The following is a 25771-nucleotide window of genomic DNA, read 5'->3' as shown; positions in this document are numbered from 1 at the left end:
AAACGCCCCCTGCGGCAGGACATTGTGGTCCTGCCGCAGGGGGCGTTTCTCCTTCAGCAGCTCACTTCAGGGAGTGCGCAGTTACGAGCTCACACCGGAAGTGGTTTCCACGTTCAGCCACGGACCGGCGGGAACAGCGGCGCGGTCAACAAACCGCCAGGAGACGTGGTCGCCGCTGCCATCCAGCTCCGCGAAGCCAAGGCAGCCGTTCAGCGCCGGAGAAACATCCATACCCGCGCCCTGCGCGCCGTCGGCGGAGAAATCAGTGTTCGCCGGGCGGGCGTCGGCTGCACCGAAGACGTAGTTCGCATCATGGTACTCGGAGCCGCTGGAAGGTCCGGCGTCTTCGATCTGTCCGTAGCAGACGTTACCGTTCGGTCCGGTCATCTGGACCCAGCGGTTCTTCATGTACGAGTAGTTGCCGTCCGCGCAGTGGTCGGCGCCGGTGGCGGCGTTGTCCGCGGCAGCCCACGGAATGACCTGGCAGCGCTGCTGGAACGCGACGCCGTCGTTCATGTCGTCGTAGGGCAGGTCGAGGTAGAACGGGTTCTCCAGCGGGGTGGGCTGGTTCTTGGGGAAATACCCGTTGGACGCATCGCGGGCTTCCGTGGCGCAAGTGAACGAGCTTCCCGTACCGGAGCTCACACCGTCGCAGCCGCCGTAGATGCTGCCCGGGCAGCCGGAAGCCGAGTCAGGCGTCGTGCCGGCGTTGAGCCCGGTGTGCTGGAACGCCCACTGGCCGTTATAGGTGGAGCAGACCTGGGAACCGTCAGCCAGGTTGGCGTTGAAGATCTCGCCTACCCAGAAGGTGGTGCTCACGACGTTGGTGTGGAGGGGGTACTTGCTCGCTGCCGGTGCAGCCGCGGGTGCAGCAGCGGCCACGGCCACCGGCGCCGGAGCTGCGACAGCGGGCTCAGGGGCGGAAACGGCAGCAGGTGCGGGCTCAGCGACAGGGGCCGCTGCCGGCGTCGAACTTGGTGAGGGTGATGCCTTCGGTGTTACCCGCGCAGCTGTCGCGCTGGCTGACGAAGGACTGGTGGAGGCCGACGGGCTGGGCGCCGTTTGGGCGGCGCAGCCGGCGGTCAATACTCCGACAAGGAGAATCAACACAGCCATGAATGGTGCGGTCATGTGTTTCATTTTTGGGATACATATCTGTTGGGGACATTAACAGGGATGGCAGGTACCCGCATGGGGGCACGCCAAGTACGGGTCATGACCGCCAGATTGGCGCGGCGATGGCCGCGCGCAGAATCAATGCTGATAGTGAAACCAGCTGAGCCGCTTACTCCCCAGAAGCAGCCAGCGAGACCGTCAAGAGACCCGAAGAGACCGTTAACACCCGCTCCACTTTACACGGATGCCTGTGAGTAGCCCGGTCGGGCCTGCAAGCAACAGCCCCGGATATTCAAGTAGTCACTACTCACGCCCCGGCAGGGAATGGCTAGGTAGCGTTGAAGTTGCTAATGCCGGCAGGTTGTTTGGGGGCAGGTCCGGGACCGCTCCGCGCCTAGGAATCGACCCAACCATGGACGTTAGGGCAGGAAATTCACAGTTCCCGACAATCATTCGTGTGGCCGAACTGCGGGCCGCACTCGACGCACTCTCCGATCCGGAGAGTTCAGGTGTCATCGTTACGGGTGCCGCCGGCTCCGGCCGGACCAGGCTCCTTGCGGCCGCCGCGGATTCCCTCGCCGCGCAGCTGACCATCATCGCCCACAGCATTCCCGAATCCGCACGTCGGATGAAGTTCAGTATCGGCAGTGTCCTGGCCCCGGCATTGCTCGCCGGATTCAATGTGTCACCGCTGACCATCGTCCGGGCATGCCGTGATGCCTTGCGAAGCCAGGATCCGGGCGCAAACGGCATCCTGTTGGTCCTGGACAACGTGGACCACCTTGACGGAACATCCCTCTGGGTGTTGAACCAGCTCCTTTCGGAACCCGATATCAAGGTGCTGGCAAGCCACCGTTCCGACCGCCAACTTCAAATGGAGCTGATGGAATCGGTGGTGGCCCGGCAACTGACCATAGTGGCTTTGGAGGATTTAACACAGGAGCAGCTGCGGAGTTTGCTCGAGCAGCGGCTGCCTGCCCGGCCCGGCCGCACCATACTGCGCGACATCCATGCCGCGTCAGCTGCCAATGCGCTTACGGCCAGCTGGCTCGTCGACGAATTGCTGGCGGCAGGCCTTATTGTCCAGCGGGGCGGCAGTTGTGCGATGGTCCGTCCACTGGAGACGGAGGAAGTGCGTCAAGTTGATCTGGCCCGGCGGCGGATCGACGCACTTCCGCCAGAGCAGCGGCGGGTGGTTGACATGCTGGCGGCCGCTGATCCGGCGTCACTTTCCGCCCTGGCCCAGGCGGTGTCACCCGGCACCCTCGCCGCCTTGGAGCAGCGCAACATGATCCGGCTCCAAATAAGGTGCGATGGCGGCGCGGACGTCACCTTGAACCACGAGGTTGAAGCACGGGCTGCCCGGCGTTTTCCGAGTGCGGCGGAGCCGCTGAAGCTGCGCGGCAACGCAGTGGGTGGTTCCGGACGGGCGGGGGAGGAACCACTTTGGGACCTCCTGCGGCGTGTAGAGGCAGCACTCGATGCCGGGGCGGCTGTGGCGGACCTCGATCTGCTGGCCGTGGCCACCGCCGCCAACAACCTCTATGACAGCGGCGCAGCGCTGCGCGCCGCCGAAGCGATCAAGGCACCCGAGCTCCGGCTGATGGCAGGGACGGAGGCTGCCCGGGCCCTGTTCCATTCCCGCAAGTACAGCCAGAGCGCCGAGATGCTCGGGCACCTCGTGGAAACCACTCCGGCGGTGCTCTCCATGGAGTTCGCCCGTGCGGTTGGCCTGCTCCTGCAGGCCCTGATCCCCACGAACCCGGGCCGCGACGCCCTGCAGGCCGTGCTGGACAGGGCAAGGCGGCGGCTGAGCCTGGCTGCTGCCGCATCCGTGGGGGACACGGCGGCCGACACCTATCAAAACGCCGTCCAGGATGAGCTGGACGTCCTGCAGCTATACCTTGAGTCGATGGAAGGAACCTGGCCCAGTCCCGCGGAAGAACTGTTCCAGCGGCTTTGCCCCGAGGGTTTCGGCGAAGAAGGGCACGGTACTGACGATTCGCCGGGAACCCATGCCGGCATCCTGCTTTTGGCGCTGGCCTCGCAGGGACTGTCTGTTCGGGGAAAGTGCACTGACGCTGTCGCGCTTTCAACCCGGGCGCTCAGCGCCGTCGAGCTCCTGCCGCGCTGCAGTGTTGACTTCCACTCCACCGTGCTCACCATCCACGCCGCCAACCTCACGAGGTTGGGTCAGGGCCCCGACGCCGGCAGCGCGGCCCCACGCGCCGGCGCCAACAAGTGGATGAGCTACCCTGGAGGGCCGCTGCAACTTTTCCGGGCCATGATGTTTTGCCGGCACGCCACGGCTTCGGGCCGGCTCCCCGGCCACCCTGCTGCGTGGACGCACGGTGCAGGCGAAGGAAGGGCCGGCGATGCTAATGACCTGCTCGCCCTCACGCTGGGTGCGCAGGCCACGGCCGAGTGGCTGGCCTGGGACTCGGCGCAGGTAGCCGTTCCTGCGGCAGCCCCGGCTAATGCCCTCAGCACAGACGGTGACGTCGCAGCCAGGGTAGCGGAAGCGTATGCGACGGTGGCACGTCCGGCCGTTACCGGTGCCGCCGGTCCACCGCCGAGGACGCCGCGGAAGCCGGCCAGGGCGACGGGCGGAGGCAAAGGCCGCCGGGCACTGGAACTGCTGAACCTGGTTGCGGCGGCTGGCCCTGACAATGCGTTCATCGAACATGCTGCGGACGGTCCGCCGGATTGGCGCTGGTCGAGTGACGGCTCCAGCGGGCAGGCGCCCGTTCCTTCCGCCACCAAGCGGGCGGCCGCTGCAGACCCTCCGAAGCTTTCGCAACGGGAGCGTGAGGTTGCGGCGCTGGTTGTATCCGGGATGGGAAGCGCCCACGTCGCGGCGGAACTCGGGATCGCCGTCAACACAGTGAACGCGCATCTGCAGAGGATCTACGGCAAGCTAGGCGTTTCCCGCCGTCAGGAGCTGGCCGAACTGTGGAACAGCCTGGACTCTGCGGGGCCCTAAAGCCCGGCGCGGAACGGCGGGTGGCAATAGTGGGACAATTGAGGAGTAGCACCGCGGACACAAGCGGTGTGCCTGGCCGTGGCGGCGAGCTGTCGGCAGGTCTTGCCTATCAAGGAGCCCCAGTTTGGTCATGGTATCCACTCCCGCTTCCGCAGACATCCAGGTCGCGCTAAGTGACGTCGAGGTCCTGCGTATCCGCAACGATTTCCCGGTCCTGGAGCAGGAAGTCAATGGCAGGCCGCTCGTGTACCTGGATTCCGGCGCCACCTCGCAGAACCCGCGCAGCGTGCTCGAGGCCGAGCAGGAGTTTTACGAACTGAGGAACGCCGCTGTGCACCGCGGCGCCCATCATCTTGCCGTCCAGGCCACCGACGCGTTCGAGGATGCCCGCGCCACGGTGGCCGCATTCATTGGGGCGGCGGAGGACGAACTGGTCTGGACTGCCAATGCCACTGCCGGACTTAACCTGCTGGCATACGCCTTTTCCAACGCAAGTATTGGCAGCACAGGGGCCGACGCCCGCCGGTTTGCCCTCGGGCCGGGGGATGAAGTGGTGGTGACGGAGATGGAACACCACGCGAACCTCATCCCGTGGCAGGAGCTCTGCCGGCGCACCGGCGCCACCTTGAAGTTCATCCCCATCGACGACGACGGCGCGCTGCGGCTTGAGGAGGCGGCCCGCCTCATCACGGCCCGCACCAAAGTCCTGGCATTCACCCACGCGTCAAATGTGCTCGGAACCATCAACCCCGTTTCCGAACTCGTAGGGCTTGCCCGGGAAGTGGGGGCCCTTGTGGTCCTTGACGCCTGCCAGTCCGCGCCGCACCTGCCTTTGGACTTCAAGGCCCTGGACGTCGATTTTGCCGTGTTCTCCGGCCACAAGATGCTCGCGCCGACGGGGATCGGCGGCGTTTACGGCAGGCGCGAACTGTTGAACGCGATGCCCCCGTTCCTGACCGGAGGCTCCATGATTACGACGGTCACCATGGACAAAGCCGACTACCTGCCCGCGCCCCAGCGGTTCGAAGCAGGTACGCAGCCCATCTCGCAGGCGGTGGCCCTCGCCGCTGCGGCCAATTACCTGCATGAAACCGGAATGGAACGGATCGCCGGCTGGGAAGCCCAATTGGGGCAGCGACTGGTCAACGGGCTCAGCGCCATCGACGGGGTCCGGGTTGTGGGACCGGCGGCAGGCGTGGAACGCCTCGGCCTGGCGGCCTTTGACGTTGCCGGGGTGCACGCGCACGACGTCGGGCAGTACCTGGACAGCATGGGTATCGCGGTCAGGGTGGGACACCACTGCGCACAGCCGCTCCACCGCCGGCTCGGCCTGACTGCAACCACCCGGGCGAGCACCTACCTGTACAACACCACTGAAGAAGTGGACTTCCTGCTCGAGGCTGTGGCCCAAGTCCGGCCCTACTTCGGGGCAGCCGGTTCGGGGGATTCCAAATGAGCTCATTGGACGCGATGTATCAGCAGCTGATCCTGGAGCATGCCAAGGCCCGCAGCGGCGCAGATTTAAGCCCGGACGAAGCCGCTGCCATGCCGGAACAGGCGGGAGTCGGGCAGTGCCACCAGCTCAACCCGGTGTGCGGCGACGAAATCACGCTGCGCCTGGAGCTTGAGCCGGGCGGCTCGGAGTCAAATATTAAAGCCGTCCGGTGGCAAGGTGAGGGCTGCGCCATCTCAATGGCTTCCGCGTCAATATTGAGCGAATTGTCCGAAGGTGCGTCGCCGGCCGAACTCGACGAAATGATCGGCCATTTCAGGGAGCTTATGCGCTCGCGGGGCCGGCTGGAGCCGGACGAAGAGATTCTGGGTGATGCGGCGGCTTTGGCCGGAGTGGCAAAGTATCCCGCCAGGGTCAAATGCGCCATGCTGGCATGGGTGGCTGCGGAGGACGCGCTGCGGCAGGCCGTGTCCGCCAGCAGCTAAGCAGGGTCCTTATCCGATTGCTTGTCCGGACGCTCTTCGTCCGCCAGCGTCGAATGGTGCTGGACGTAGTCTTCGATGGCGTGCTCGGGAACCCGGTAAGACCGGCCGAACCGGACGGCCGGCAGGTCGTGCGCCTTGACCAGCCGGTACACGGTCATCCTGGACAGCCGCATCACCTCTGCGACTTCGGAAACGGTAAGGAAACGGGTATTGGAAAAACCTTCAGCGGCCACTGTTCTCAGCTCTCCTGGGACGTAGTTCAATCCTGAGGACGTACTTCATTCCTGAGATAAACGTCGCTGAGCCGATCGCCGATCCTATGGCCACTTTATGGCATGGTGAGCTTGATGTGAAGAGCGAACAGCAATGGGGATAAAGACAAGTAGTGACTACTCTAGTGCCGTCCCGCGTGTCTCCGTAGCCTCTTAGTATGGTCGATATCCAGGACGAGAGTGAATGGCGTCAGACGCAGCACAGGATTCGCAGGGCGGAAATTGTGTGCGTTATTTCGCTGGTGATACTGACGGCGCTGACCATTGCCGCCGGCTTCTCCGATTTCGTCCGGTAATTTCGCCTCGACCAGGATGTCAACCGGCTCCGCGAGCCGGCCGGTACCGAAAACAAAGCTCCGACAGGTGGGGACCCGCCGGAGCTTTGATCATTGTGTGGAAATTTGGAAGATTAGTGGGGAAATACCACAATTACCCACGCGATAAGCCCCAATAGAGTCAAGGCGAAATACAACGACCAATTTCTGCGGTCGCTTTTACGGTGGCTGCCGTGCCAAACCCGCTCCATATCGTGCGCGTCCATAGCAAGAAATCTATTGCTTATCACGTTCAGATAACAGCGTGGTGCACACCTCATTTATGCCCCCGCCTACTCCATTTACTGCGCCCGGTACTCGAGTGTCCGCCGGGCCCCGGGCTGTGTGCCTAAAAGGTGGCTTCCCGCACGGTCCGAGCGGCCCCGAAAACGTGCCTCGTCGCTGGCCAAAACCCGAACTTGTCCTGGTCCTTGGGCTGTCATGGGCTGTCAGGGGCGGAACCAGTAGCGGCATCCGCTCTAAGCCCTGATGCGGGAGGTTTCCAAGTAACAGGAGCCTCATCGGGGCCGGAGCACTTGGGCAAAGTCGAGTAGCGACTACCGGTGTGCGCTGGAGGGTGGAACGGCTTAATGGGATGCAGGCACCAGAAGAACTCACTAGACGAAGGTCTCCCATGTTGATCCCTGATGCATCAAGCAACCGTGCCCTTGAGGAAACTCTCCTGGAAATCCGCGACTCAGCACTCGTGCGCAGCCGTCACGGCATTGGACACCTCTCACTCTGCGAATGCGCGAGCTCCGACAGGCCCGCATCATGAGTGGACTTCCTGCCCAACCCGGACCAGCAACCAACGCATGGAAAAGTCTCTGGACACCGTCCGTCTCCAGCTCCAGTGGCGCGCCTCAACTGACTTCTCCCGTTACCGCTGGAGTCCTTCAGGACGGACAGGGCCCCGTTGCCGGCGAATCTTCCGGGCATGCCTGGGTCCGGTTCTACCGGCGGGGCCTCCGCCTCACGGACTTTCTGGTCGTCCTGCTGACGATCGCCGCCACTTATTGGATCGATGTTGCCAGTGCCACGCTCACAGGAGGGCCTGCCTCGGCGGACGAATATATTCAAACCGCGTCAGGGGTCGCGCTCTTATGGTCAGGTTCATTGGCGGCCTATCGGACGCGTGAATCAACCATTCTCGGCGTCGGCATTGAGGAATATAAACGTGTGGTGGCGGCAACGCTGAACGTGTTCGGATTGGCCGGCATAGCTTCGATAGTGGCTCAGTCAGGCGAGATAGTGGCACTCTTTGTCGTGGCGCTGCCCCTTGGCACTTTCGCCCTGACCGGCAGCCGCTGGGCGTGGCGGCGCTGGATCAACAGGCAACGTGTCAACGGCCGATACCTCTCGCGTGTGGTGGTCACCGGCGACACTGAGGACGTCACATACGTAATCCGGCAACTTGCTCGTAATTCCGGTGCGGTTTTCGACATTCTGGGTGTTCTGGTTACGAGAGGGCGCCCGGGCATGACTTTAAAGATCGACGGGAGTGACGTTCCGGTCTTAGGTGGATTGGGCGACATAGTTCCGGCCGTGGAGAGTGCCCGCGCAACTGCTGTCCTCGTAGCAGGCCCTCTTCCCGGCGGAAACAATGCTCTTCGTGAACTGGGCTGGATGCTGGAGGAACACGAGGCTGAGTTGGTTCTGGCATCCAGCCTGACGAACGTGGCGGGTCCGCGAATGCACCTGAGACCTGTCGAAGGGCTTCCGCTCATGCACGTTGACCTGCCGCGGTACAAGGGCCTGAAGCATAGAGTCAAGCGCGCCATGGATGTCTTGCTGGCTGGCTGCGCGCTCCTCGTCCTGGCCCCCGTGTTTCTCATTCTTGCCCTGATCGTATCTTCCGATAGTCCAGGCCCGGTGTTCTTCCGGCAGGAACGCGTTGGCAAGGACGGCAGGCGTTTCAACATGATCAAGTTCCGTTCGATGGTCCCCACCGCGGAAGATGACCTGCTCGCGCTGCTGGCCCAGAACGAAGGAGCCGGGCTCCTGTTCAAGATTCAACACGATCCGCGCGTCACCAAGTGTGGTCATTGGCTGAGGAAGTACTCGCTCGATGAACTGCCGCAATTCTGGAACGTGCTGAAGGGGGACATGAGCCTGGTGGGACCGAGGCCTCCGCTGCCCCGCGAAGTGGAGCTCTATGAACGTAACATCAGCCGACGGTTGCTTACGAAACCCGGCATTACGGGGCTTTGGCAAATCAGCGGCCGCTCCGACTTGGCCTGGGAGGACGCCGTACGTCTGGATCTGTACTACGTGGAAAACTGGTCGATGTGGGGCGACCTGGTGATCCTGTGGCGGACCTTCAGGGTGGTAATTCGCCCTAACGGCGCGTATTAAACGGATGGTCAGACGCGCATGGGCACCCGGAAACGGCCTAATTACTTAACTAGGCCGGGCAGTACCTGGATCGTCCACCGAGTACACCCAAGTAGACCTCGCAAATTTGCTCCATGAAATCCGAGTAGGAGCTACGGATGCCGGATGGACCCAATTCTCCCTAAGTTGGGTCAATCACTAATCAAGCTTTTGATTGCGAAGGTCTCCCATGTATCAGCAACACACAGCCTTGTCCCGTGACAGCGACAGAACCGCTCGCCTTTCATCCATGGAACCGTTGGGAGCCGACGGACTCGAGCGCAGATACATTCGACATGAGATCGTTGCCGACGTGGTCTCGGAACTCACTTCCGGCTCCAGTTGCGGGATCTTGATTGTGGGCGAACATGGAGCGGGCAAGTCCTTCGTCGCGCAGAGGGCCCTGGAACAACTCGGAGAAGACTTCGCCGTGATCCAGATCAGAGGCAGTTCCATCTCTTCAACGCTTCCCTACGGCGCCCTGAGCGTCCTTCTCCACGAACTTGATTCTGCAGATGTTGAACATCCGCTGATGGTTCTGCGAGGGCTGACGCAACTGCTGCGCAACAGGGCACAGGGGCGGACCATCGTGCTTTTCGTGGACAACGCACATGAACTTGATGAACTGTCCGCGATGATGATTGCCCAGCTCAGCGTGGGCGGGCACGTCCGCCTTCTTGCAGCTTGTGGAGATCTGCCAAATGTTGGCGGCGACATCATGGGCTTGTGGAAGGACGACCTGCTTCGGCGGGTGGACCTGGGAGCCTTCGACTTCAGCGAGGCCGCAGCCACACTCAGTCGTCATTTCGGAGGTTACTTCTCGCACACTGCCGCGCGCGAGTTGTGGACTGCCAGCGGTGGCAACGCCCTCTTCCTCTTCACGCTGGCCAAGGAACAGGTCAAGCTTGGAATACTAGTCCGCCAGGAAGAATTCTGGCTGCTCGGAGACGGTCCCATCGCCCTCACCGGCGAGATCAGGGATGTTGTGAAAGCGCGTATGAACCGGTTCTCGCAAGGCCAGCGCGACGTTATCGAGCTGCTTGCGTTGGCGGGAGCCGTTCCGCTGCCTGCGCTTATGCGGGTCTCCCAGCCTCGCGACATGGACGCCCTGCAAGAATGTTCGATGATCGAAGTCAGCCATAAACACCCTCCAATGGTCAGTATTGCCAACGCGGTGACCGCAACAATCGTCGCCAACGCGGTTCCCCCTGGTCGAAGTGCCGAACTACGGCGTCGGCTGACCTCAGTCCTTGATCACCCAGACCTGGACGATACGCCGGGCCTTAGCAACGTCACCTGGGCAATCAACTGCGGACAACCGGTCACAGCGACTGTTGCTCTCGCGGCCGCCCGGGCGGCCAACAGGGCATCCGATCCGGCCACGGCCCTCAGGTTCATTAAGGAGATAGACGGGGCGGGACTGCGCACCGACGCAGCCATTGAGTCCCTACAGGCGTATGTCTCTATTGACAATCACGACTCTGCACGAAGGATCCTGCGCCAGTTCGACCGCGAAGCCGGTTCCGACCTATCGTTCGCCGAATGGACGGCGCTGCAATTGGCAGCGTCGGAGCTCGACCGGCGAAGCCACGCTACGACAGCCAATGCCAGGCGCCGGTTAAGTCACATAGAATCGAAGATCTCGGAGCAGTCGGAAGAGGAGCCGGACCTGGATTCCGTGCGGGAAATGCTGTTGCTGGCGGAAGCAGAACTTGCTGTGTTTGAGGGCCGCCACCGGGATGTGCTTAGCCTGGATGAAGGTTCCGAACCAGTTGATCTAGGAACGGAACCCCGGATCCTGGCCGCGAGTTTGCTGTCCACTTCCCTTGCCATCCTGGGCCAGACAGGCCGGGCAGTGGCGCTTGGAGGCCAAATTGTCGCGGCCGCCCTGGATGGCGATCTCGCGGACCGTACCGTGCGCGAGGTTCGGGGACGCTACCTTCAGTTGCTGCTGCTCGCTGGTGAGTTTGGGGCGGCAGGTAACTACGTTGCAGGCATGTCGGCCTCGAACGAGCCACAATCCCGGTTGGGGGGCATGTTCGAAATTGTCCAGGGTGTAGTCGATTTTCACCGTGGCCGCGTTGACACGGCGCTTCCTCGCCTTGAAGCGGGAGCACGCCAGCTCAGGACGCAGGACCCGGATGGCTTAGTGGGACTGGCCACGGCAGCGTGCGCCTATGCAGCGGCCCTTGGCGGCGATCACGAAAAAGCCAGCCTGTACCTGGCCGAAATCACCCAGCTACCTACCCGCGCTGCTTGGCTTACCTCGCGTCTGGCGCGGCTCTTCGAACTCTGCGCTTGCGTTGAACTGGGCCAGGGCAGCGGGCCAATATCTGCTCTACTTTCAGAAGGGGACGCCGACGCCGGGTCATCGGCGATTGCCGTGGGAATTCACTTTCTGTCCGCCGCCGTGCGGGCGGGCGACGTGAAGCCAGGAACACAGCTCGGAGGGCTTTCCCGCCAGGCAGATGGCTACTTTGCTCTGCTGTGCCGGGGACTGGCGGATGGCTTAAAGGAGTCAAACAGCGAAGCGCTAATGGATGTATGCCGCGCAGCTGAAACGGCCGGCAACGCTGTTTTCGCGAGGGATGTGGCGCGAAAGGCAGTCAATTGCGCCCAGGCTGCCGGAAATAAGATCTCCCTGCGGGTTGCCCAGCGCGCGCTGCAGTCTCTGGACGAGCTTTTCCGCGGACCGACCGGCGACGTTAATTCACTGACTGCATTCGCGCTAACCGCCAGGGAGTGTGAAGTGGCGGTTGCGGCAGCTGCCGGAATATCGAATCGGAGAATAGCTGAGCAGATGCATGTCTCGGTTCGAACCGTAGAGGGTCATCTTTACCAGGTCTACGCGAAACTCCACCTTGCGAGCAGAACGGAACTCAGGGACGTGGTAAACGTTCCGGCGGGCCGCGCCACAACGCGACCCGAGCTACCGCGGCGTCGGCGCCCGTAAGGGGGACTGTCCGGTAAACGGTGTGTGGGGGTTCGTCGTGCAGATCACCCGCCGGATCTCCACGTCGTACTCCAGAACCGGCACGAACTCAGCCCAGGAGGACTCCCAGAGCTGCACGATCGCTGGATAATGCTGGCCCCACTCGGCCGTGAACTCGGCAAACCGGTCCTTCGCCGCTTGCTCGGACGGGGCCTGGTAGACCGGTTAAGCGCCTTGACGATGCGTCGCGGTGCTGGCGGCCGGCGTAGCGGAAGCTGTTGCGGATCAGGTGCACGATGCACTGCTGCACGACCGTTCGCTCCCACGTGGTCGTGATTGCCTCCGGCAGGCCCTTGAGCCCGTCGCAGACGGCGATCAACACGTCTTCCACGCCCCGGTTCTTCAGCTCGGAAAGACCTGCAGCCAGAACCGGGCACCCTCGGCGCCGTCGCCGGCCCAGATGCCCAGAATCTCCCGCTCCCCGTTGACTATGTCAACCTTTCTTGGCCCCGGGCGCACGGCCATATCTGGCCCCACCAGGAGCCTGGATTCCCCGCGCGTAGCCCCACTTCATGACCAGCGCAGGATACGCTGATGCAATACTGCTGATGCATTTGGGGGCGCCATGCTGAATTACTTCCGTGAAACACAAGAAGCGCGAATAGCTACTCCCGGGCGGCGTATCTACAACTATGCTTCTGCTGCGGTGATCCTTGTCGTCATGGCATTGGTTTTTGCGGGTCTCGTACCTCTGTGGATTTTCTGGATCGCCTTCCCCGTGTCTCTCGTTCTGGACGCCCTCTTGACCAGAAAGTGGATCAAAGAAGATGCGCTCCGCAATTACCGAGCCCCCCAGCGGCAGTAGTCGTGCCGCTGCCTGCCTGGTTGAAGTACGAGACCGCCGAAAGTAGTAGCTCCCTGGGTTGAGGCTGCTTAGCTGGTTTGTTGAGTCATCGTGTGGGCCAGACGGTAGGATTCGGTGCCGGTTTCGATAATGGCGCCGTTGAATGTCAGCCGGTCCACGATCGCGGCACAGAGCCGCGGGCCCGCGAAGGTTCTTGTCCAGCCGGAGAACGACTCGTTGCTTCCTCGGCGCCGTCGTGTCCTCGACCAACATGGCATCGATTGCCGCCTTGTACGGCTCCAGCCGCCAGACCACCCCCTGCCGCGGTTTGCGTTCCGGAGATTCCTGAGCCTGCCTCACCGTTTTTCGATGAACCCCGTGCCGGACCATCAGCGCACGGACCGACAGGCCCTCGACCCGGGCGTCCCTTCGGATCTGCACGAACAACTCCACTCTCGACTCCATCCAGACCAGCCTTCCGCCGCATCTATCCACTGATGAATCCAACGTTGAAGGCGGGGCCACATATAACCCGTCACAAGATGCCCGGCGAGTCACGAAAATGCGCGGCGATTTCCCCGGTGGTCAGCCCCCGGGCCGACAGCGAGAGCACGATCTGGTCGATCCCGTCCAGGCGCCGTTTCCGCTTGGGCACGATCACCGGCTCGAACGACCCGTCCCGATCCCGGGCACCTCAATCTCGACCGGGCCGATCTCGGTCAGCACGGTCTTCGGCTTGGTGCCGTTGCGCATGTTGGCTGCAATCGGCGTCTCGCCATGCTCGTGCCCGAGGTGCTCGGTCAGTTCCGCTTCCAGCGCGGTCTCCAGCACATTCCTCGTCAGCTGGTTCAGCAGCCCGCCCGGGCCTACCAGGCTCACGCCCTGCTCTTTACCTGCGCGAGCAAACGCTCTCCGCAAGCTCCTTCTGATCGATGATCTCTCCCGTCACGGGATCGATCATCACCCCTGTCATCTCGGTCATGGACTCTGACACGGCCGTCTCCTTTCGGATCAGGCCGGGACCCCACACACCGTTATTCAGACAGTCCCCCCGTAAGCTGACGGAAGCTCGCGGAGCGCTGGTTCATCCGGGGATGATTTCGATGGCGGAGATTTTTGGTTCGTCGACGGTTGCGGTGAAGTCGATGTTAAGGGTGCCGTCGGTGACGTTGAGCTGCTGGGTGAGGATGTAGGCGGTCATTGGAGCGACGTTGGCGTTGAGGTCCAGGTTGGTGATTTCGGGAGTGCCGGCTTCGAGGTTGACGTTGAAGATTCGTTTTCCGGTGCCGCCCGGGCCGCCGCCGGTGGCTCCGTGGTAGATCTCTGCGAAGTGGAGTTTGACGGTGTAGTTTCCTGACGGGACGGGAATGGCGTAGCCGAAGCCGCCTGCGCCGCTGCGTTCGGAGAGGTAAAGGGCGTCGTCGGTGGTCCCTGCGATCTGTGTGACCTGTGGGTTGGTGTATGTTTTGCCGCCGGTGAAGTAAGCATCGGCGAGCCAGTTCAGGCCGCCGGTACTCACTGCCGGTCCGCCGGCGTTGATCCTGATGGGCTGGGCGGCCATGCCGGTGGTGTTTACCTGGGCGGTGGCGGACGGCGCCGAGGTATTGGCGGAAGTGTCGACGGCGAGGACGCGATAGAGAACGGTAGTAGTGACAGGTGGTGCAGAGTCACGATAGGCCGCGGTAACGACAGGTGTGCTTCCGGTGAGCCGTGTCCAGGGCCCGGCCGGGTCGATGGCACGTTCGACGTGGTAACCGGCGAGGTCGCTTTCGGTGCCGGCCGTCCAGGCCAGATCCACGGCGGTGGTCCCGACGGTCGCGGTCAGACCCGCGGGCGCCGCGGGCGCCGTCGTGTCAGCCGCCCCCGCAGGGATAACGTTGCTAATGATGTAAACGTTGTCCTGGTAGTCGCAGTTGGCCGGACCAGACGAGCACTCGTTGGCGCTGGACATGTAGTCGTGTCCCACGACGTACGTCCCCGTGACGAGCTGGCCGCTCCGGTCGCGAAGCGGCCAGGTTTTGATTGCCAGATAGCTGGTGTTGCCGGTCGACTGGTTTCCAACCTTCAGGCTGAAGGTTCCGGCCGGATTCGCATCGAGCTCTACGAGGCCCGTCAGGGCGTTGTTGAGCGGCAGGACCGTCTGGCCGTACAGGGCATTGGATTCCGCGGTCGTTCCTGCGATGTCTATTCTCTCCCCGGAAGTACAGCAGCCATGGAACGATGCGATCTGGCTCACCGTGACAGGCCGGGATGGGTCGTTTCGCTTCCATAGACCGGACCGTACTTCTTCCCCATTGAGAGGGGCCGTCGGCAGCTGGTCACCTACTTTCGGGGTGCCGATGTTCGTGGTGATGCCGAATGCCTGGGAAAGCTGAGCCACTGTTGGCTCGTTGCTTCCTTCCGGTGCGGGCATGTAGACGCCCCGCAGCTGGATGTTCTTGACGGCGGTTGTGGAATCACTTGAGGTGATCTCCACCTGGGCGGAGCGGACGCCCTTGGATCCTGCAGTTTCCACGAACTTCGCCGTCAGGGGCGTGGAGCTTCCGGGAGCCACAGTGAGGGGCAAAGTCGGGGGATTGACGATGGTAAAGCCGGCTGAGCCAGTCCCGGATATCGTCAGCTTCGTGATCACCAGATCCTGCTGCCCAGTATTGGTGAGCTGAGCCGTCGCTGTGTCTGTCACCTTGTGGTTGGTGACTCCGGTATTGATACGGTGCATCACAAGCCAGTCTTCGTAGAAACCTGGGGCTGGCTGCCCGCTGCGGCGGCTTGCCTGCAGGTTGGTAAGTGTCAGCGTTCCGCCGATGTTCTGTACCGCGAAAGTCACAGTCCGCGAGGATGACCGGCCGGCGCTGTCGGCTGAAGTCACCACCAGAGAATGACTCCCCGTGGAGATTCCGAACGGTGCCGAGTAATTGACTGCCGGGGTGCCATCCACCGAATAGCGCAGTGAGGTGAGCTGGGCTCCTGCTGCGACTTGGGATGCCAGGGTGACGGTTGCCTGCCCGCCGGTGTAGCTCGTTCCGACAGCCTGGCCATTGACGTCAACTGAGATGGCGGGACCCGCGAGGTTGGCGCCTTTAATGGTGACCCAGTTGATTTTCGTATTCGTACCCTTGGGCACCAGAGTAAGCATCCCGTCCGTGACGTCGACTGTCACCGTTCCGGTCTTGAAGGGTACCGTGCCGGTGGGTACGAACGGCGCAAAGACCGGCTTGCCTTCCACCTCGACGGCATGGGTCGAGTCCAGGTAGTTGGCGTCGCCCACCGAAAGTGATACTTCATACGTCCCGTTCGCCACGGCCCGCTGCCATACTCCGTCAGTACCGCCCTTGCTGGCTGTCTGCATCTGATTGAGCGATTGAAGCAGGGGATCCAGGGGATAGGAGATTCCGGGCATAGCGCTCGGCCGGTTTCGTCCTTCCGTTGTTCGCTCGGTCGGGACACCGTTGACCAGCCAGCCGTAGCCGTCCTGGTCGTACTTACCCCCGATGTCCGCTGTCCAGCCGGTGGGCGTTACAGCCCCGGGAATCGTAAAGTTGTACTTGGCCGACGGGGTAGTGTCAGGGGCCGGGTCAAGGGCCGAACCTTTAATGCTCAACCAGTTGATCTTTGTGTTGGTTCCAGTTGAGGTGATGGTCAGCTTGCCATCGGTCACGGTGATCTGCCTCGCGCCCGTCTGGAAGGGCGTCGTGCCCGTGGGGATGAAATTCGCGATGAGCGGCTGACCCTCCGCGGCGATCCCGTGGACGGAATCGACATAAGCGGAGTCACCTGCCGATGCGGCCACCGTGTACGTCCCGTTGGGGACCTCGTACTCCCACACGCCGGTGGTGACGTTGTTTGCCGGGCCCATAGTGTTGAAGGACTGCAGGAGCGGATCAGACGGGTAGCTAATCCCCGCTGTAGCCGCGGAGCGGTAACGCGTTGCCGCAGTCCTGTCCGTGGGTACGCCGCCGACAAGCCAGCCCGACTTGCGTTGCGCGGAGTAAGCGGCGCCGGTGTCAGGCGTCCATCCCGTGGGGGTCGGAGCCGTAGTCGTCTGGAAGTTGACTTTGACCTGCGCACCTTCGGTCGGGTTGTCGCCCGGGACATCCGTACTTGCCGGGACAATCTCTATGTAGTCAATCTTCGTATTGACGCCGCTATTGGCATCCACTGTTAGATAACCATCAGTGACCGAAACCCGCGCGGAGGCGCTGGTGTGGCGGGTATTGGACCCGGCAGCGCCGGAGGGAGCGAACCTGTTGATCAGGTTCCTGCCCTCGAGGTTGATGCTGTGGAGCTCAGTGTCGGTCTGGACCGTAGGGTCCCCGACTGCAACCTTCACGTCGTATTCCCCGGCCGGAAGCGCAATTTCCCAGTAGGCATAGGCGGACAACCCGTTGAAGTTGGGGATGTCAGCAGCCTGCATGTGCATTAGCGTGTTCAGCCGCAAGTCCGGCTGCGACGTAGTGCGCAACCTGCCGTTGCCTGGTCCAGCGGTGCCTTGCGTGGACATATCCAGTGGTGTTTCCGTGGCTTGGTTCTTCCAGCCGTAGCTTCGGCCTTGGCCTTGATCAGCGCGAGTACGGGGACCAAAGCCTTCACCGAAGTCCCGAAGATAACCAGCGGGAAGGCTTGCGGCAAGGTTGGAAAAGTTAACTTTGATGGCGTCGGTTCCGGGTGACACGACGGCGGACGCGGGCTTTATCCCCTGAACCAGGAAAACATAGTCTTGGTAGTCGCCGTTTGAGGCGTCTTCGAAGGCCATGAGATAGGTCTGGGGAATCGCCACTCCGAGCCGGTTCTTCGCCGGATAGATCCTGGCACGGTGCGCGATGCCGGTATTCAACCGGTCCTCCGTGTAACCGAAACGCTGGAAAGCATTGGAATAGTAGTACAGTCCGAAGCTTTGTGTTCCTGGATCGAAGGATTGCGCTGTTCCGGGGCTCGACGGCGGCAGCAAGGACTGGTAACCGCTGACGTCAATCGAGCCGAGTCTGTGCTGCTGGGCGGCCGCTCCGTCGCCCGTGTACCAGCCAAAGGGCAGATCTTCCCTCGGGGCATACTGTGCCAGCGGCGTCACGGAGACCGGCGACGTGCCGGATTTGACGAAGAGCGGCTCCAGGACTTCATCACCCTTTGCCGTGGCCTGTGTACCACCCTCCAGATTGGTCCACCCCACATTGACGTGATACCCCAACGTTCCGGTGACGTCATTGAAAGTGGGCTCGTTGCCGCCCTCGATACCGTTCATGGAGAGGCCGTAGAGTCCGATGTCGAGGGAGGTGCCTCCCGCGGAGACGCGGAGGATCGCCTCACGCTGGCCTACTGTGCTGCCCGGCTTAAAAGTTGCCTGGACCGTAGTGCTCGCACCGGCTGCGAGAGTCACGCCGTTGCCGCCCGAAGTGGTGAACTCTGCCGGGCTGGTGCCTGCCAGTGCGGTGGCCAGAGTGACCGCTCCCGATCCTGTGTTGGTGATGGTGACAGTCTTTGTGGCGCCCGTGGTGTTCTTGACTGCCGAGAAGACCAGTTCGGGTGCCGAAGAGGTGAGGGGGGCCGCCTGTTGATTGCCGGGAACACGCAGCAGGAACATCTTTTGGTCGTTTCCGCCGCGGTCGTACTGGTTGACGTACAGGTTTCCGGTCTTGGGATCCTCCACTACTTCCAGCGGATCGTTGAAGCCGTCCACTCCTCCAATCATGGAGTTGGCGACATCGGTGATGCCGACTGAGGTCTGTGCTCCCAGAATCTTCCCGGTGGCCCGGTCCGGCTGAAGGAAGATGAGGTCGTTGTTGTTCGAGAACCTGGTGACCAGCACCCTGCCTTTTAGCTGTCCTCCGAACGTGTTGCTCTTGTACTCGAGAGCGCCGTTCGGTGACTTATTAAACTCGAAGTCGTACGCGATGCCCCGGTAGTTCGGGTCGGCTTTGGTACCCGACGGATATTTGGACCCTCCTTGGCCGGGGGACTGGGGCGGGTTGAGCGGGTCGTTGCCCTCGTTCAACACCCATTCACATCGTTCAGGGTTGGGGTGCCCGTAGTAGCCGCCCTGCACGACGTCGAACAGCAGGTCGCGCTGGGTGGGCTGGTTTCCAATAGCGGGAACTGAACCGCCGTTGTAGTTTCGTCGCTGACATTGGGCCGTTACGTCCTGGCCGTTGACGGTGCTGTATCCGGGAATACCGTCAGCGGCTACGCGGGTGTACGTACCATCAGCATTCCTGACCACCCCCGGTGAATTTGCACCGCCGGCTGTTCCGTTGGTGGGGACGTAAAGGTGGCCGTTCGAATGCCATACAAGGTCGTAGGCGTTTCGTATCCCTGTGGCAAAGATCTTAAGCGGAGCGCTGGGGGAGTACGGGTTGTACGTGCCGCCGTCGCCGGTCTGGACATCGATGGGCACGCCTGTCGAGACTGCTTGCTGGACCGCCGGATCCGCCGGATCGAATACCAACGTTGCGGCGGTCAACAGGGTTTCGCCACGCTGTCCCCATGAGTTGTCGAGGTCCCCGGCGGCCTGGTTGGAGCCCTGCATGAAATAGAGGCGGCCGTCGGGTCCGTAGGTCATGGAGTTCGTCAGGTGGTCTGCCTGGGAACGAGGCAAATGTGAGAATATTTGGGCTTCATTCTGAAGCCGGGCACCGCTGAGCAGGCTGATGCCGGAAACCCACTTGCCGGTTTCGTTGAACGTGTTGGCTGTAGTTGAAGTGATCCACACCTTGGGATCTGTTGCCGTCGAGGCCTTGTCGAAGACGAGGCCGATAATGGCGCGCCCGGCGTGGCCCAAGTCCTCCATGTTGGACAGCGTGCCGTCGGCCGCAACCGTGAACCGGAATATCCCCTGCCCGATCGTGGAGGCATACATCTTTCCGTCCGGACCGAATGCCATGGAAGACCAGTACTTGCCGGCCGCGACGGGCTGTTCGGCCTTCTCGAAGGCAATGCCGGTGAGGGGCGTGTACCCGGAAGGCGCCGCCACGACTCCGCTTCCAGTGGTGAAGACCGAGGTGAAGGGTTTAAAGGGAGCACCGTAGTTGTCCTTGACGTTGCTCGTGACGACGAACCGGTAGGCGGTTCCCGGTTTCAAAGCCGCGTTCTGCTGCGTCGAGATGACGTCATTGCCGCCTGACGTTCCGGTTGTCGATGGCACTTCTGCTCCGGAGGCAACTTCATAGAGGTGAACGTTGCCTTGAAGGGTGGCAGGATCCACTCCGACCCCTGCGTAGGGGATGCGGATGGTGGCTGACACTCCATCGTTGGGATCGTGGCCAACGGAACGGTTGAGCGGCCGCATCGTGTCAACGTGCGGGGCGCGTTCAACGCCTACAACGTCGATGTACGCAATCTTGGAGTTCGTGCCGCCAGCGGCCGTAACTGTCAGTTCCCCGTCCCACACTCCGACTGTCGTCGTCGCGGTCCGGTACTCCGCCGCGGCAGATCCCTGAAAAGCCTCGATTCCGATGCCTGCCTCCAAGTTGATCGCATGGAGCGAGTCATATCCCTTGGCAAAGGCCTGGTCGCCGACCGCGACTGTCACTTCGTACAACCCGTCGGGGACGGCTACTTCCCAAATGCCTTCAGTCCGTACTCCATTTGTGCCGCCGTCATCGCCGTACTGCATGTGAATAATCGAATCCAGGCGTTCGTCTATCCCGGCGCGTCCACGGTCCCTTCCGTTGCCCACCAGGCTCAAGGGGTTGCCATCAATGGTTTTCCAGCCGTATGTCAGCCCACTGCCCTGGTTTGCGCCGGAGCGGAGGCCGTATGCCTCGCCCCAGTCGGAGGTGTAGCCAGGGGCGGGGGTACCCGAAGTGGTGGTGAAGTCCACCTTGATGTTCGTCGTGTTCGGGACCACGGGCACGGCGTGGACTTCGTTGGAGGGAACGGACTCGTTTCCGGACAGATCCACTGCAGTCACTGTGTAGAAGTAGGTGGTGCCGTTTGTGGCTGTGCTGTCCACATAGTTGGTGCCTGCAATGGGGGCCGGACCGGAAAGCAGCGCTCCCGTCTCCCCGACCACAGGCTGAAGGGACCGGTAAACGCGATAGCCCGATACGTCCGTCGAAGCCGACCGCGCCCAGCTCAGAGCCACTCTTGTGTCCCCGGCAACAGCTGCAAGTGACGTCGGGGCATCCGGCGCCGTGGCGTCGCCTGCTTCCGTGACGGCCGCTGCTTCGTTGGACGGCGCGGATTCGTTGCCCGCAGTGTCCACGGCAGTGACCGAATAGTAGTAAGCCACATCCGGCTGCGCCGTTTCGTCGCTAAACGACGTAGCGACGAGGTCGTCCTTACCAGTCAGCGGAGCGGACTGGAGGTCGACGCCGTCGCCTGTTCCGCGGTACACACGGTACCCGGCCACATCACTTGACTGACTGGCAGTCCAGATCAGGTCAACCGACCCGGCACGGCCCTCAGTCAGGAGCTGGGTAGGGGCGATTGCAGCTTCCGTGTCAGGGCCTTGCTTGCTGTAAGTGACCACGGCTGCTGCATCTGCGTAGGCCTGAAAGTATTCGACCGTGACCGAGTGGGGCCCTTCAGCCAGGTCCACCTCTTTTACAATGTCGCTTGACGCGGACTGTTCGATCCATTGGTCCAGGACAACCTGGTCGTCGATCTGAATGCGAATCCCGTCGTCGGCACGAGCGGTGAATTTGTATGTACCCGCTCCGGCATCCATCGTCCGCGTCCAGTGGGCAGAGTACTGTTCAGAACCCACTCCGGCCGGGCCGTTTCCCGAGCTGTAGGTCTGGTTAATAGTGGGGGTGCACCCGGTGACCACGGGAGAGCCGGCGAGGGATGTGCCCTTGAAGTACTGGGCGTGCCACTCGCCTGCGAGGCATTGATCGTCCCGAGGGGAACCGGGTGCCACTTTTGCACCAGGACCTGGGGCTGGCGGCGCCGTGCTGCCTTGCCGCGGGCCGGGTGCGGAAGGCGGCTCGGCTGCCGTTGCTGAACCTGTGGGTGAGGGCTTTGCAGCAGCTGTGGACGCAGAGGGCGAGCCCTGATCCGTCGGTGTCGGCGACGTGGCCGCTGGTGCAGTCGGTGCTGACCCGGCCGCTACCTGTTCGGCTGAAAACTCCTCGAAGACCGCATTCAGCGGCATGGTTCCAGGCAACGTGCCTTGGGAAGCGAGGACCCCGCCAAATGCTGACACATCTTTGATGGCAGTCTTGGACAGCAGCGATCCATCGATGAAGGCCGTAGGCAGATCGAGGCGGCCTACGGCGACGGGGGATCCGCCACCTACCTGGTACGTGGCAACGAGCTTCTTGTCGGACGGGTCGATGTCAAGGGTCAGCCTCACTGGCGAGTCGCCGAGGAGTGTCTGGGTTGTTGCCACCGACACATGGTCCTGGGAGGCCATAGTCCCGACGGCGGCTGGTTCGGTCACATCATTCTGTTCGCGCCTAAGCTGCACATGCCGCTCTCCGGCGGTCCCTGTGCCGGCCACCGTCAGGGAGGCGAAGTTTTGGTCGTTCGGCCCGAACCACAGGCCGAGCCGAGCATCCGCGTCCAAAACCGCCGGGCTGATTATCGTCGTCGAGAGGCGCAGCGTCTGCGACGGGTAAGTGAAGCCGATGCCGAGGGCATTGTCCTGACTATTGGAGGCCCCGGCAGAAGCACCCGGGGTGGCCAGGATGGTGAGGTTCCCATCCGATACTTTGAGATTACTCGGGCTGAAATAAGGGGCGCTCTTGTCTGCCGATGATGGCTGGAGCATGGTGAACCCGGTGCCGGCGCCCACGGAAGTCTGAAGACCCCCGGATTTTCCGTCAAAACCAAGTTTCACGGCATTGCCTGCCGCGAGGACCTCGGCGGGAGGTAAGGGCGAGTAGGGGGACGTGGTCCAATGCCCGGCGTCTGCCGGAACCGGCGGGACAGTCGCTGCCAGTGCCGGGAGTCCGACGAGCGAGGTCGCGAGCATGCTTAGGCCCGCCGCCAATGCAGCCGTCTTGCGGCCGCCTCCGCTTGTCCGGTTCCCGACTCGAGTATTCGTAAGTAGCATGTTGGGTTCCCTCTGAGAGAAATTACTGCTGGCTAGCACCGGAAGCTGCACATCCCGGCAGGTCTGCTTTTGCGGATTCACGACGCCTAGGGGCGACCGACCGACCTGTACGTCCAGCCGGCTGCCCGCCATTTGGCGGGATCGAAGACATTGCGGGCATCGACCATGTTCTTCTCACTCACACGGGCGGCCAGGGCGTACGGATCCAGTTCGCGGTATTGTCGCCACTCAGTCAGCAACAGGACGGCCTGGGCGTTCTTGAGCGCCTCGTCCATATCCGGCTCGTAGGCAAGTTCCGGAAACCTGAGGGCGGAGTTGGGCAAAGCTTGCGGATCCGTAACGGTGACGTCGGCCCCCAACAGCTGAAGTTGCGCTGCCACGTTCAATGCCGGAGAGTCGCGGACGTCATCACTGTCGGGCTTGAAGGCGGTGCCCAGGACGGTTATGCGGCGGCCGATCAAGCTGCCGCCGCATACCTCGCGGGCCATCTCGACTACCCGTGACCGTCGCCGCATGTTGATGGCATCCACTTCCCGCAGGAATGTCAGGGCCTGATCTGCGCCAAGCTCGCCGGCACGAGCCATAAACGCCCGGATGTCCTTGGGCAGGCATCCGCCGCCGAACCCTAACCCGGCATTGAGGAACTTGCGGCCAATGCGCTCGTCCATGCCTATTGCCTCGGCCAACTCGGTCACGTCTGCGCCCGCGGCCTCGCACACTTCGGCCATCGCGTTGATAAAGGAAATTTTTGTCGCGAGAAACGAGTTGGCAGCGGACTTAACAAGTTCAGCAGTGGCATAGTCTGTTACGAGCCTGCGCGTGCCCGATTCCAAAGCCGCAGCGTAAACCTCATCGAGTGTGTTGGCGGCAAGCTGTCCGGCGTCGCCGGCCGGCACTCCGTATACGAACCTGTCCGGTGTCAGCGTGTCGGCCACTGCGTGCCCTTCCCTGAGAAACTCGGGGTTCCACGCGATCACAGCTCCGGGAACCCGGAGGGCGAGTTCTTCCGCCATCCGGCTTGCAGTGCCAACAGGCACCGTGGACTTGCCCACCAGAATTTCGCCGGGACCGACACGGTCGAACAGCGACTGAAACGCCTCGTTGACGTAGCGGAGGTCTGCTGCGTTTTCACCGCGTCGTTGCGGTGTCCCGACGCAGACGAAGTGCACCTGGCAGCCAACCACCTCCGACATATCAGTGGAGAACTTCAGCCGGCCTGTCGCCTGGCTTTCGCTGAGCAGCTCAGGCAGGCCCGGCTCGTAAAAAGGCGCCCGGCCGGCAGTGAGGTTGTCGATTATTCTCGGGTTGACGTCGATCCCCACGACGTCGTGCCCAAGCTTTGCCATTGAGGCAGCGTGGACAGCTCCCAGGTACCCGCAGCCTGTAACCGAAATACGCATCATTTTCTCCCTAACTTTTCGGCGGTTAAGAGTCTGCCCGCCGGCGCGTCAACCGGGCCGGCAGTCTCTTCGTCCTGCAGAATCCGGTGGTCGGACGGAAGTGGTTCCTGTGACAATTCGTGGGCGCCGCGCCGACGCTCGGTTGCGGGCCCTTCCTTCAGCTGGGCTGCCTGGAGTGCCTTCTTGCCCCAAGCCCGTAGCCCGGAAATGCCGTACTTGTATGTCTGGGCATCCGGTCCCCTGGACGAAATCCTGTTGAGGATTATGCCGAGCACCGCGGCACCCACCATCCCGAGCGAATTCAGTGCCTTCCGCACATCCGCCTCTTTGACCTTTCCGGCGCCAACTACCAGAACGACACCTCCCACTTGCCGGGCCAGCACCGCAGCGTCAGTTACAGGAAGCAGCGCAGGAGCGTCGACGATCACGGCGTCATATGTCCGCTCCAGTTGTTGAATCAACTGCGTCATGGCCGGGGAACCCAGTAGCTCGCTCGGATTCGACGGGATGGGCCCCGACGTGAGGACCCACAAGTCATTTTCACCGTGAGGATGGAGGAGCTTATCGAGCGGTTCCCTGCCAATGAGTGCAGTGGTGAGTCCCCTGTCCTGGTCGAGTCCCAGATACTCACCCAGCCGTGGATGCCGCAGGTGGGCGTCGACCAGTACTACCCGCTGCCCGGATTGCGCCATGGTGAGTGCCAGATTAATGGCTGCGCACGTTTTACCTTCGCCGGGTGCTGACGACGTGATGAGCACGGTCTTGGAGGTACTGCCGACCTGAGTGGAGTACATGTTCGTTCGTATCTGCCGGAAGGCCTCCGCCCGGGGCCTTTGGGATGCCTTGTGGGTCAGCAACTGCCTCCGCGGACCTCCGAGACCGAACGCGATTCCACCCAGGACGGGCAGGGCGGTAGAGCGGCGAAGGTCGTCCTCTCCGCGCAGTTTACTGTCGAACCTGGCCCGAAGAGAGGAGAGACCGACGCCGGCGCCAAGTCCGGCGAGCGTGCCGATAGCGAGGTTGAGCAGCGGATTCGGCGACACTGGAGCCGTAGGCACTTCCCCGGGCGTCAGTAGTGTCAGCTTAAGGTCCGACCTACCACCGGCAACCGACGACTCCAGCTCCGCAACCACCCGGATCAGGGACTCGGCGACGCCTTGGGCAATCGCCGTGGCTCTTTCCGGCGATTCATCACTCGCGACAATGGACAGCACCACTGTATTCGGCTGGGCCGTCACATCGATTTTGTTCGCGAGCTCGCTTGGCTTCATGGGGAGGGCCAGGTCGTCGATGACCTTTTGGAGCACATGCGGTGTTTCTGCGGTAGTCACGTATGACTGCACGCGCTGACGAAGAAAAGTATTGCTTTGCTGAAGCTCCTGCAAGGAGCCGGAGTTCTGGACAGCCACGAAGAGTTGTGTTTGCGACTGATACTCGGGCTTCATGGATGAAGTGACCGAGACGGCTCCCAAAACACCAAGTACCAGGCACAGTAAGACCAGGATCCAGTTACGGCTTATGTTTCGGAGGTAGTTAGTTCCGTTCATTGCAAGTCCCCCTGGACTCCTTGACAGTTTGATTTCGGAAAAACAATCTGCTGGGCCGGCC

General features: G+C 62.2%; 13 protein-coding genes and 3 pseudogenes. 7 read left to right on the top strand and 9 right to left on the bottom strand.

Features of this window, described 5'->3' with window-relative positions:
• Nucleotides 1-81 precede the first annotated feature (81 nt).
• Entirely contained in the window at nt 82-1131 is a 1050-nt protein-coding gene (locus J7I92_RS09535; protein WP_251039677.1) for a hypothetical protein, read from the bottom strand.
• Between the two features lie 397 nt (nt 1132-1528).
• Here J7I92_RS09535 and J7I92_RS09530 point away from each other — a divergent pair, with 397 nt between their 5' ends.
• The 3 genes from J7I92_RS09530 to sufU all read left to right on the top strand — a co-directional run bounded on the left by J7I92_RS09530 (nt 1529) and on the right by sufU (nt 6037).
• Nucleotides 1529-4099: a helix-turn-helix transcriptional regulator gene (locus J7I92_RS09530; protein ID WP_214839801.1), complete on the top strand. Its 2571-nt coding sequence runs from the start codon at nt 1529-1531 to the stop codon at nt 4097-4099.
• 124 nt (nt 4100-4223) lie between these two features.
• A complete protein-coding gene (locus J7I92_RS09525; RefSeq protein WP_214839799.1) occupies nt 4224-5555 on the top strand; it encodes a SufS family cysteine desulfurase in 1332 nt (443 codons plus the stop codon).
• On the top strand, nt 5552-6037 hold the full coding sequence (gene sufU / locus J7I92_RS09520) for a Fe-S cluster assembly sulfur transfer protein SufU (RefSeq protein WP_214839797.1): 486 nt from the start codon (nt 5552-5554) through the stop codon (nt 6035-6037). The genes J7I92_RS09525 and sufU overlap by 4 nt, the downstream gene beginning before the upstream one ends.
• Here the strand turns inward: sufU and J7I92_RS09515 are convergent.
• Nucleotides 6034-6270 (bottom strand): helix-turn-helix domain-containing protein, encoded by a 237-nt coding sequence (locus tag J7I92_RS09515; protein ID WP_214839795.1) that lies wholly within the window; start codon nt 6268-6270, stop codon nt 6034-6036. The genes sufU and J7I92_RS09515 overlap by 4 nt on opposite strands.
• A 197-nt stretch (nt 6271-6467) precedes the next feature.
• On the opposite strand from J7I92_RS09515, the gene J7I92_RS09510 reads away from it, so the two are divergent.
• From J7I92_RS09510 to J7I92_RS09500, 3 genes are all read left to right on the top strand, one after another.
• Complete coding sequence (locus tag J7I92_RS09510; protein ID WP_214839794.1) at nt 6468-6605, top strand: hypothetical protein; 138 nt, start codon at nt 6468-6470, stop codon at nt 6603-6605.
• Nucleotides 6606-7370: 765 nt separating this feature from the next.
• Complete coding sequence (locus J7I92_RS09505; protein WP_214839792.1) at nt 7371-8978, top strand: sugar transferase; 1608 nt, start codon at nt 7371-7373, stop codon at nt 8976-8978.
• Between the two features lie 268 nt (nt 8979-9246).
• A complete protein-coding gene (locus J7I92_RS09500; RefSeq protein WP_214839790.1) occupies nt 9247-11949 on the top strand; it encodes a LuxR C-terminal-related transcriptional regulator in 2703 nt (900 codons plus the stop codon).
• On the opposite strand, the pseudogene J7I92_RS23845 reads toward J7I92_RS09500, so the two are convergent.
• Together J7I92_RS23845 and J7I92_RS23840 are read right to left on the bottom strand one after the other, a co-directional pair.
• Nucleotides 11926-12138 (bottom strand): annotated as a pseudogene (locus J7I92_RS23845) (transposase); the annotation flags it as partial. The gene J7I92_RS09500 and the pseudogene J7I92_RS23845 sit on opposite strands and share 24 nt — an antisense overlap.
• Nucleotides 12038-12310 carry a transposase gene (locus tag J7I92_RS23840; RefSeq protein WP_311380251.1) on the bottom strand — a complete coding sequence of 91 codons (273 nt, stop codon included), beginning with the start codon at nt 12308-12310 and terminating at the stop codon, nt 12038-12040. The pseudogene J7I92_RS23845 and the gene J7I92_RS23840, both read right to left, overlap by 101 nt.
• A gap of 243 nt (nt 12311-12553) precedes the next feature.
• On the opposite strand from J7I92_RS23840, the gene J7I92_RS09490 reads away from it, so the two are divergent.
• Nucleotides 12554-12793 (top strand): hypothetical protein, encoded by a 240-nt coding sequence (locus tag J7I92_RS09490; RefSeq protein ID WP_214839789.1) that lies wholly within the window; start codon nt 12554-12556, stop codon nt 12791-12793.
• 68 nt (nt 12794-12861) lie between these two features.
• Here the strand turns inward: J7I92_RS09490 and J7I92_RS09485 are convergent.
• From J7I92_RS09485 to J7I92_RS24205, 5 genes and pseudogenes are all read right to left on the bottom strand, one after another.
• Nucleotides 12862-13014: pseudogene (locus J7I92_RS09485) on the bottom strand (ATP-binding protein); the annotation flags it as partial.
• 302 nt (nt 13015-13316) lie between these two features.
• A pseudogene (locus tag J7I92_RS09480) lies at nt 13317-13672 on the bottom strand (transposase); the annotation flags it as partial.
• 184 nt (nt 13673-13856) lie between these two features.
• Nucleotides 13857-22682 (bottom strand): malectin domain-containing carbohydrate-binding protein, encoded by an 8826-nt coding sequence (locus J7I92_RS09475; protein ID WP_214839788.1) that lies wholly within the window; start codon nt 22680-22682, stop codon nt 13857-13859.
• A gap of 167 nt (nt 22683-22849) precedes the next feature.
• Nucleotides 22850-24163: a UDP-glucose/GDP-mannose dehydrogenase family protein gene (locus J7I92_RS09470; RefSeq protein ID WP_214839787.1), complete on the bottom strand. Its 1314-nt coding sequence runs from the start codon at nt 24161-24163 to the stop codon at nt 22850-22852.
• A complete protein-coding gene (locus tag J7I92_RS24205; protein ID WP_214839786.1) occupies nt 24163-25710 on the bottom strand; it encodes a polysaccharide biosynthesis tyrosine autokinase in 1548 nt (515 codons plus the stop codon). Before J7I92_RS24205 ends, J7I92_RS09470 begins: the two co-directional genes overlap by 1 nt.
• Between the last annotated feature and the right edge of the window lie 61 nt (nt 25711-25771).

This window comes from Arthrobacter sp. ISL-72 (assembly GCF_018613755.1).
GTDB lineage: Bacteria > Actinomycetota > Actinomycetes > Actinomycetales > Micrococcaceae > Arthrobacter.
This window is presented reverse-complemented; position numbering and strand designations above follow the sequence as displayed.

Excerpts from the sequence above, each read along its gene's own strand:
- J7I92_RS09535 (WP_251039677.1), bottom strand. The coding sequence starts at position 1,131 with ATGACCGCACCATTCATGGCTGTGTTGATTCTCCTTGTCGGAGTATTG.
- J7I92_RS09530 (WP_214839801.1), top strand. The coding sequence starts at position 1,529 with ATGGACGTTAGGGCAGGAAATTCACAGTTCCCGACAATCATTCGTGTG.
- sufU (WP_214839797.1), top strand. The coding sequence starts at position 5,552 with ATGAGCTCATTGGACGCGATGTATCAGCAGCTGATCCTGGAGCATGCC.
- J7I92_RS09510 (WP_214839794.1), top strand. The coding sequence starts at position 6,468 with ATGGTCGATATCCAGGACGAGAGTGAATGGCGTCAGACGCAGCACAGG.
- J7I92_RS09505 (WP_214839792.1), top strand. The coding sequence starts at position 7,371 with ATGCGCGAGCTCCGACAGGCCCGCATCATGAGTGGACTTCCTGCCCAA.
- J7I92_RS09500 (WP_214839790.1), top strand. The coding sequence starts at position 9,247 with ATGGAACCGTTGGGAGCCGACGGACTCGAGCGCAGATACATTCGACAT.
- J7I92_RS09490 (WP_214839789.1), top strand. The coding sequence starts at position 12,554 with ATGCTGAATTACTTCCGTGAAACACAAGAAGCGCGAATAGCTACTCCC.
- J7I92_RS09475 (WP_214839788.1), bottom strand. The coding sequence starts at position 22,682 with ATGCTCGCGACCTCGCTCGTCGGACTCCCGGCACTGGCAGCGACTGTC.
- J7I92_RS09470 (WP_214839787.1), bottom strand. The coding sequence starts at position 24,163 with ATGCGTATTTCGGTTACAGGCTGCGGGTACCTGGGAGCTGTCCACGCT.
- J7I92_RS24205 (WP_214839786.1), bottom strand. The coding sequence starts at position 25,710 with ATGAACGGAACTAACTACCTCCGAAACATAAGCCGTAACTGGATCCTG.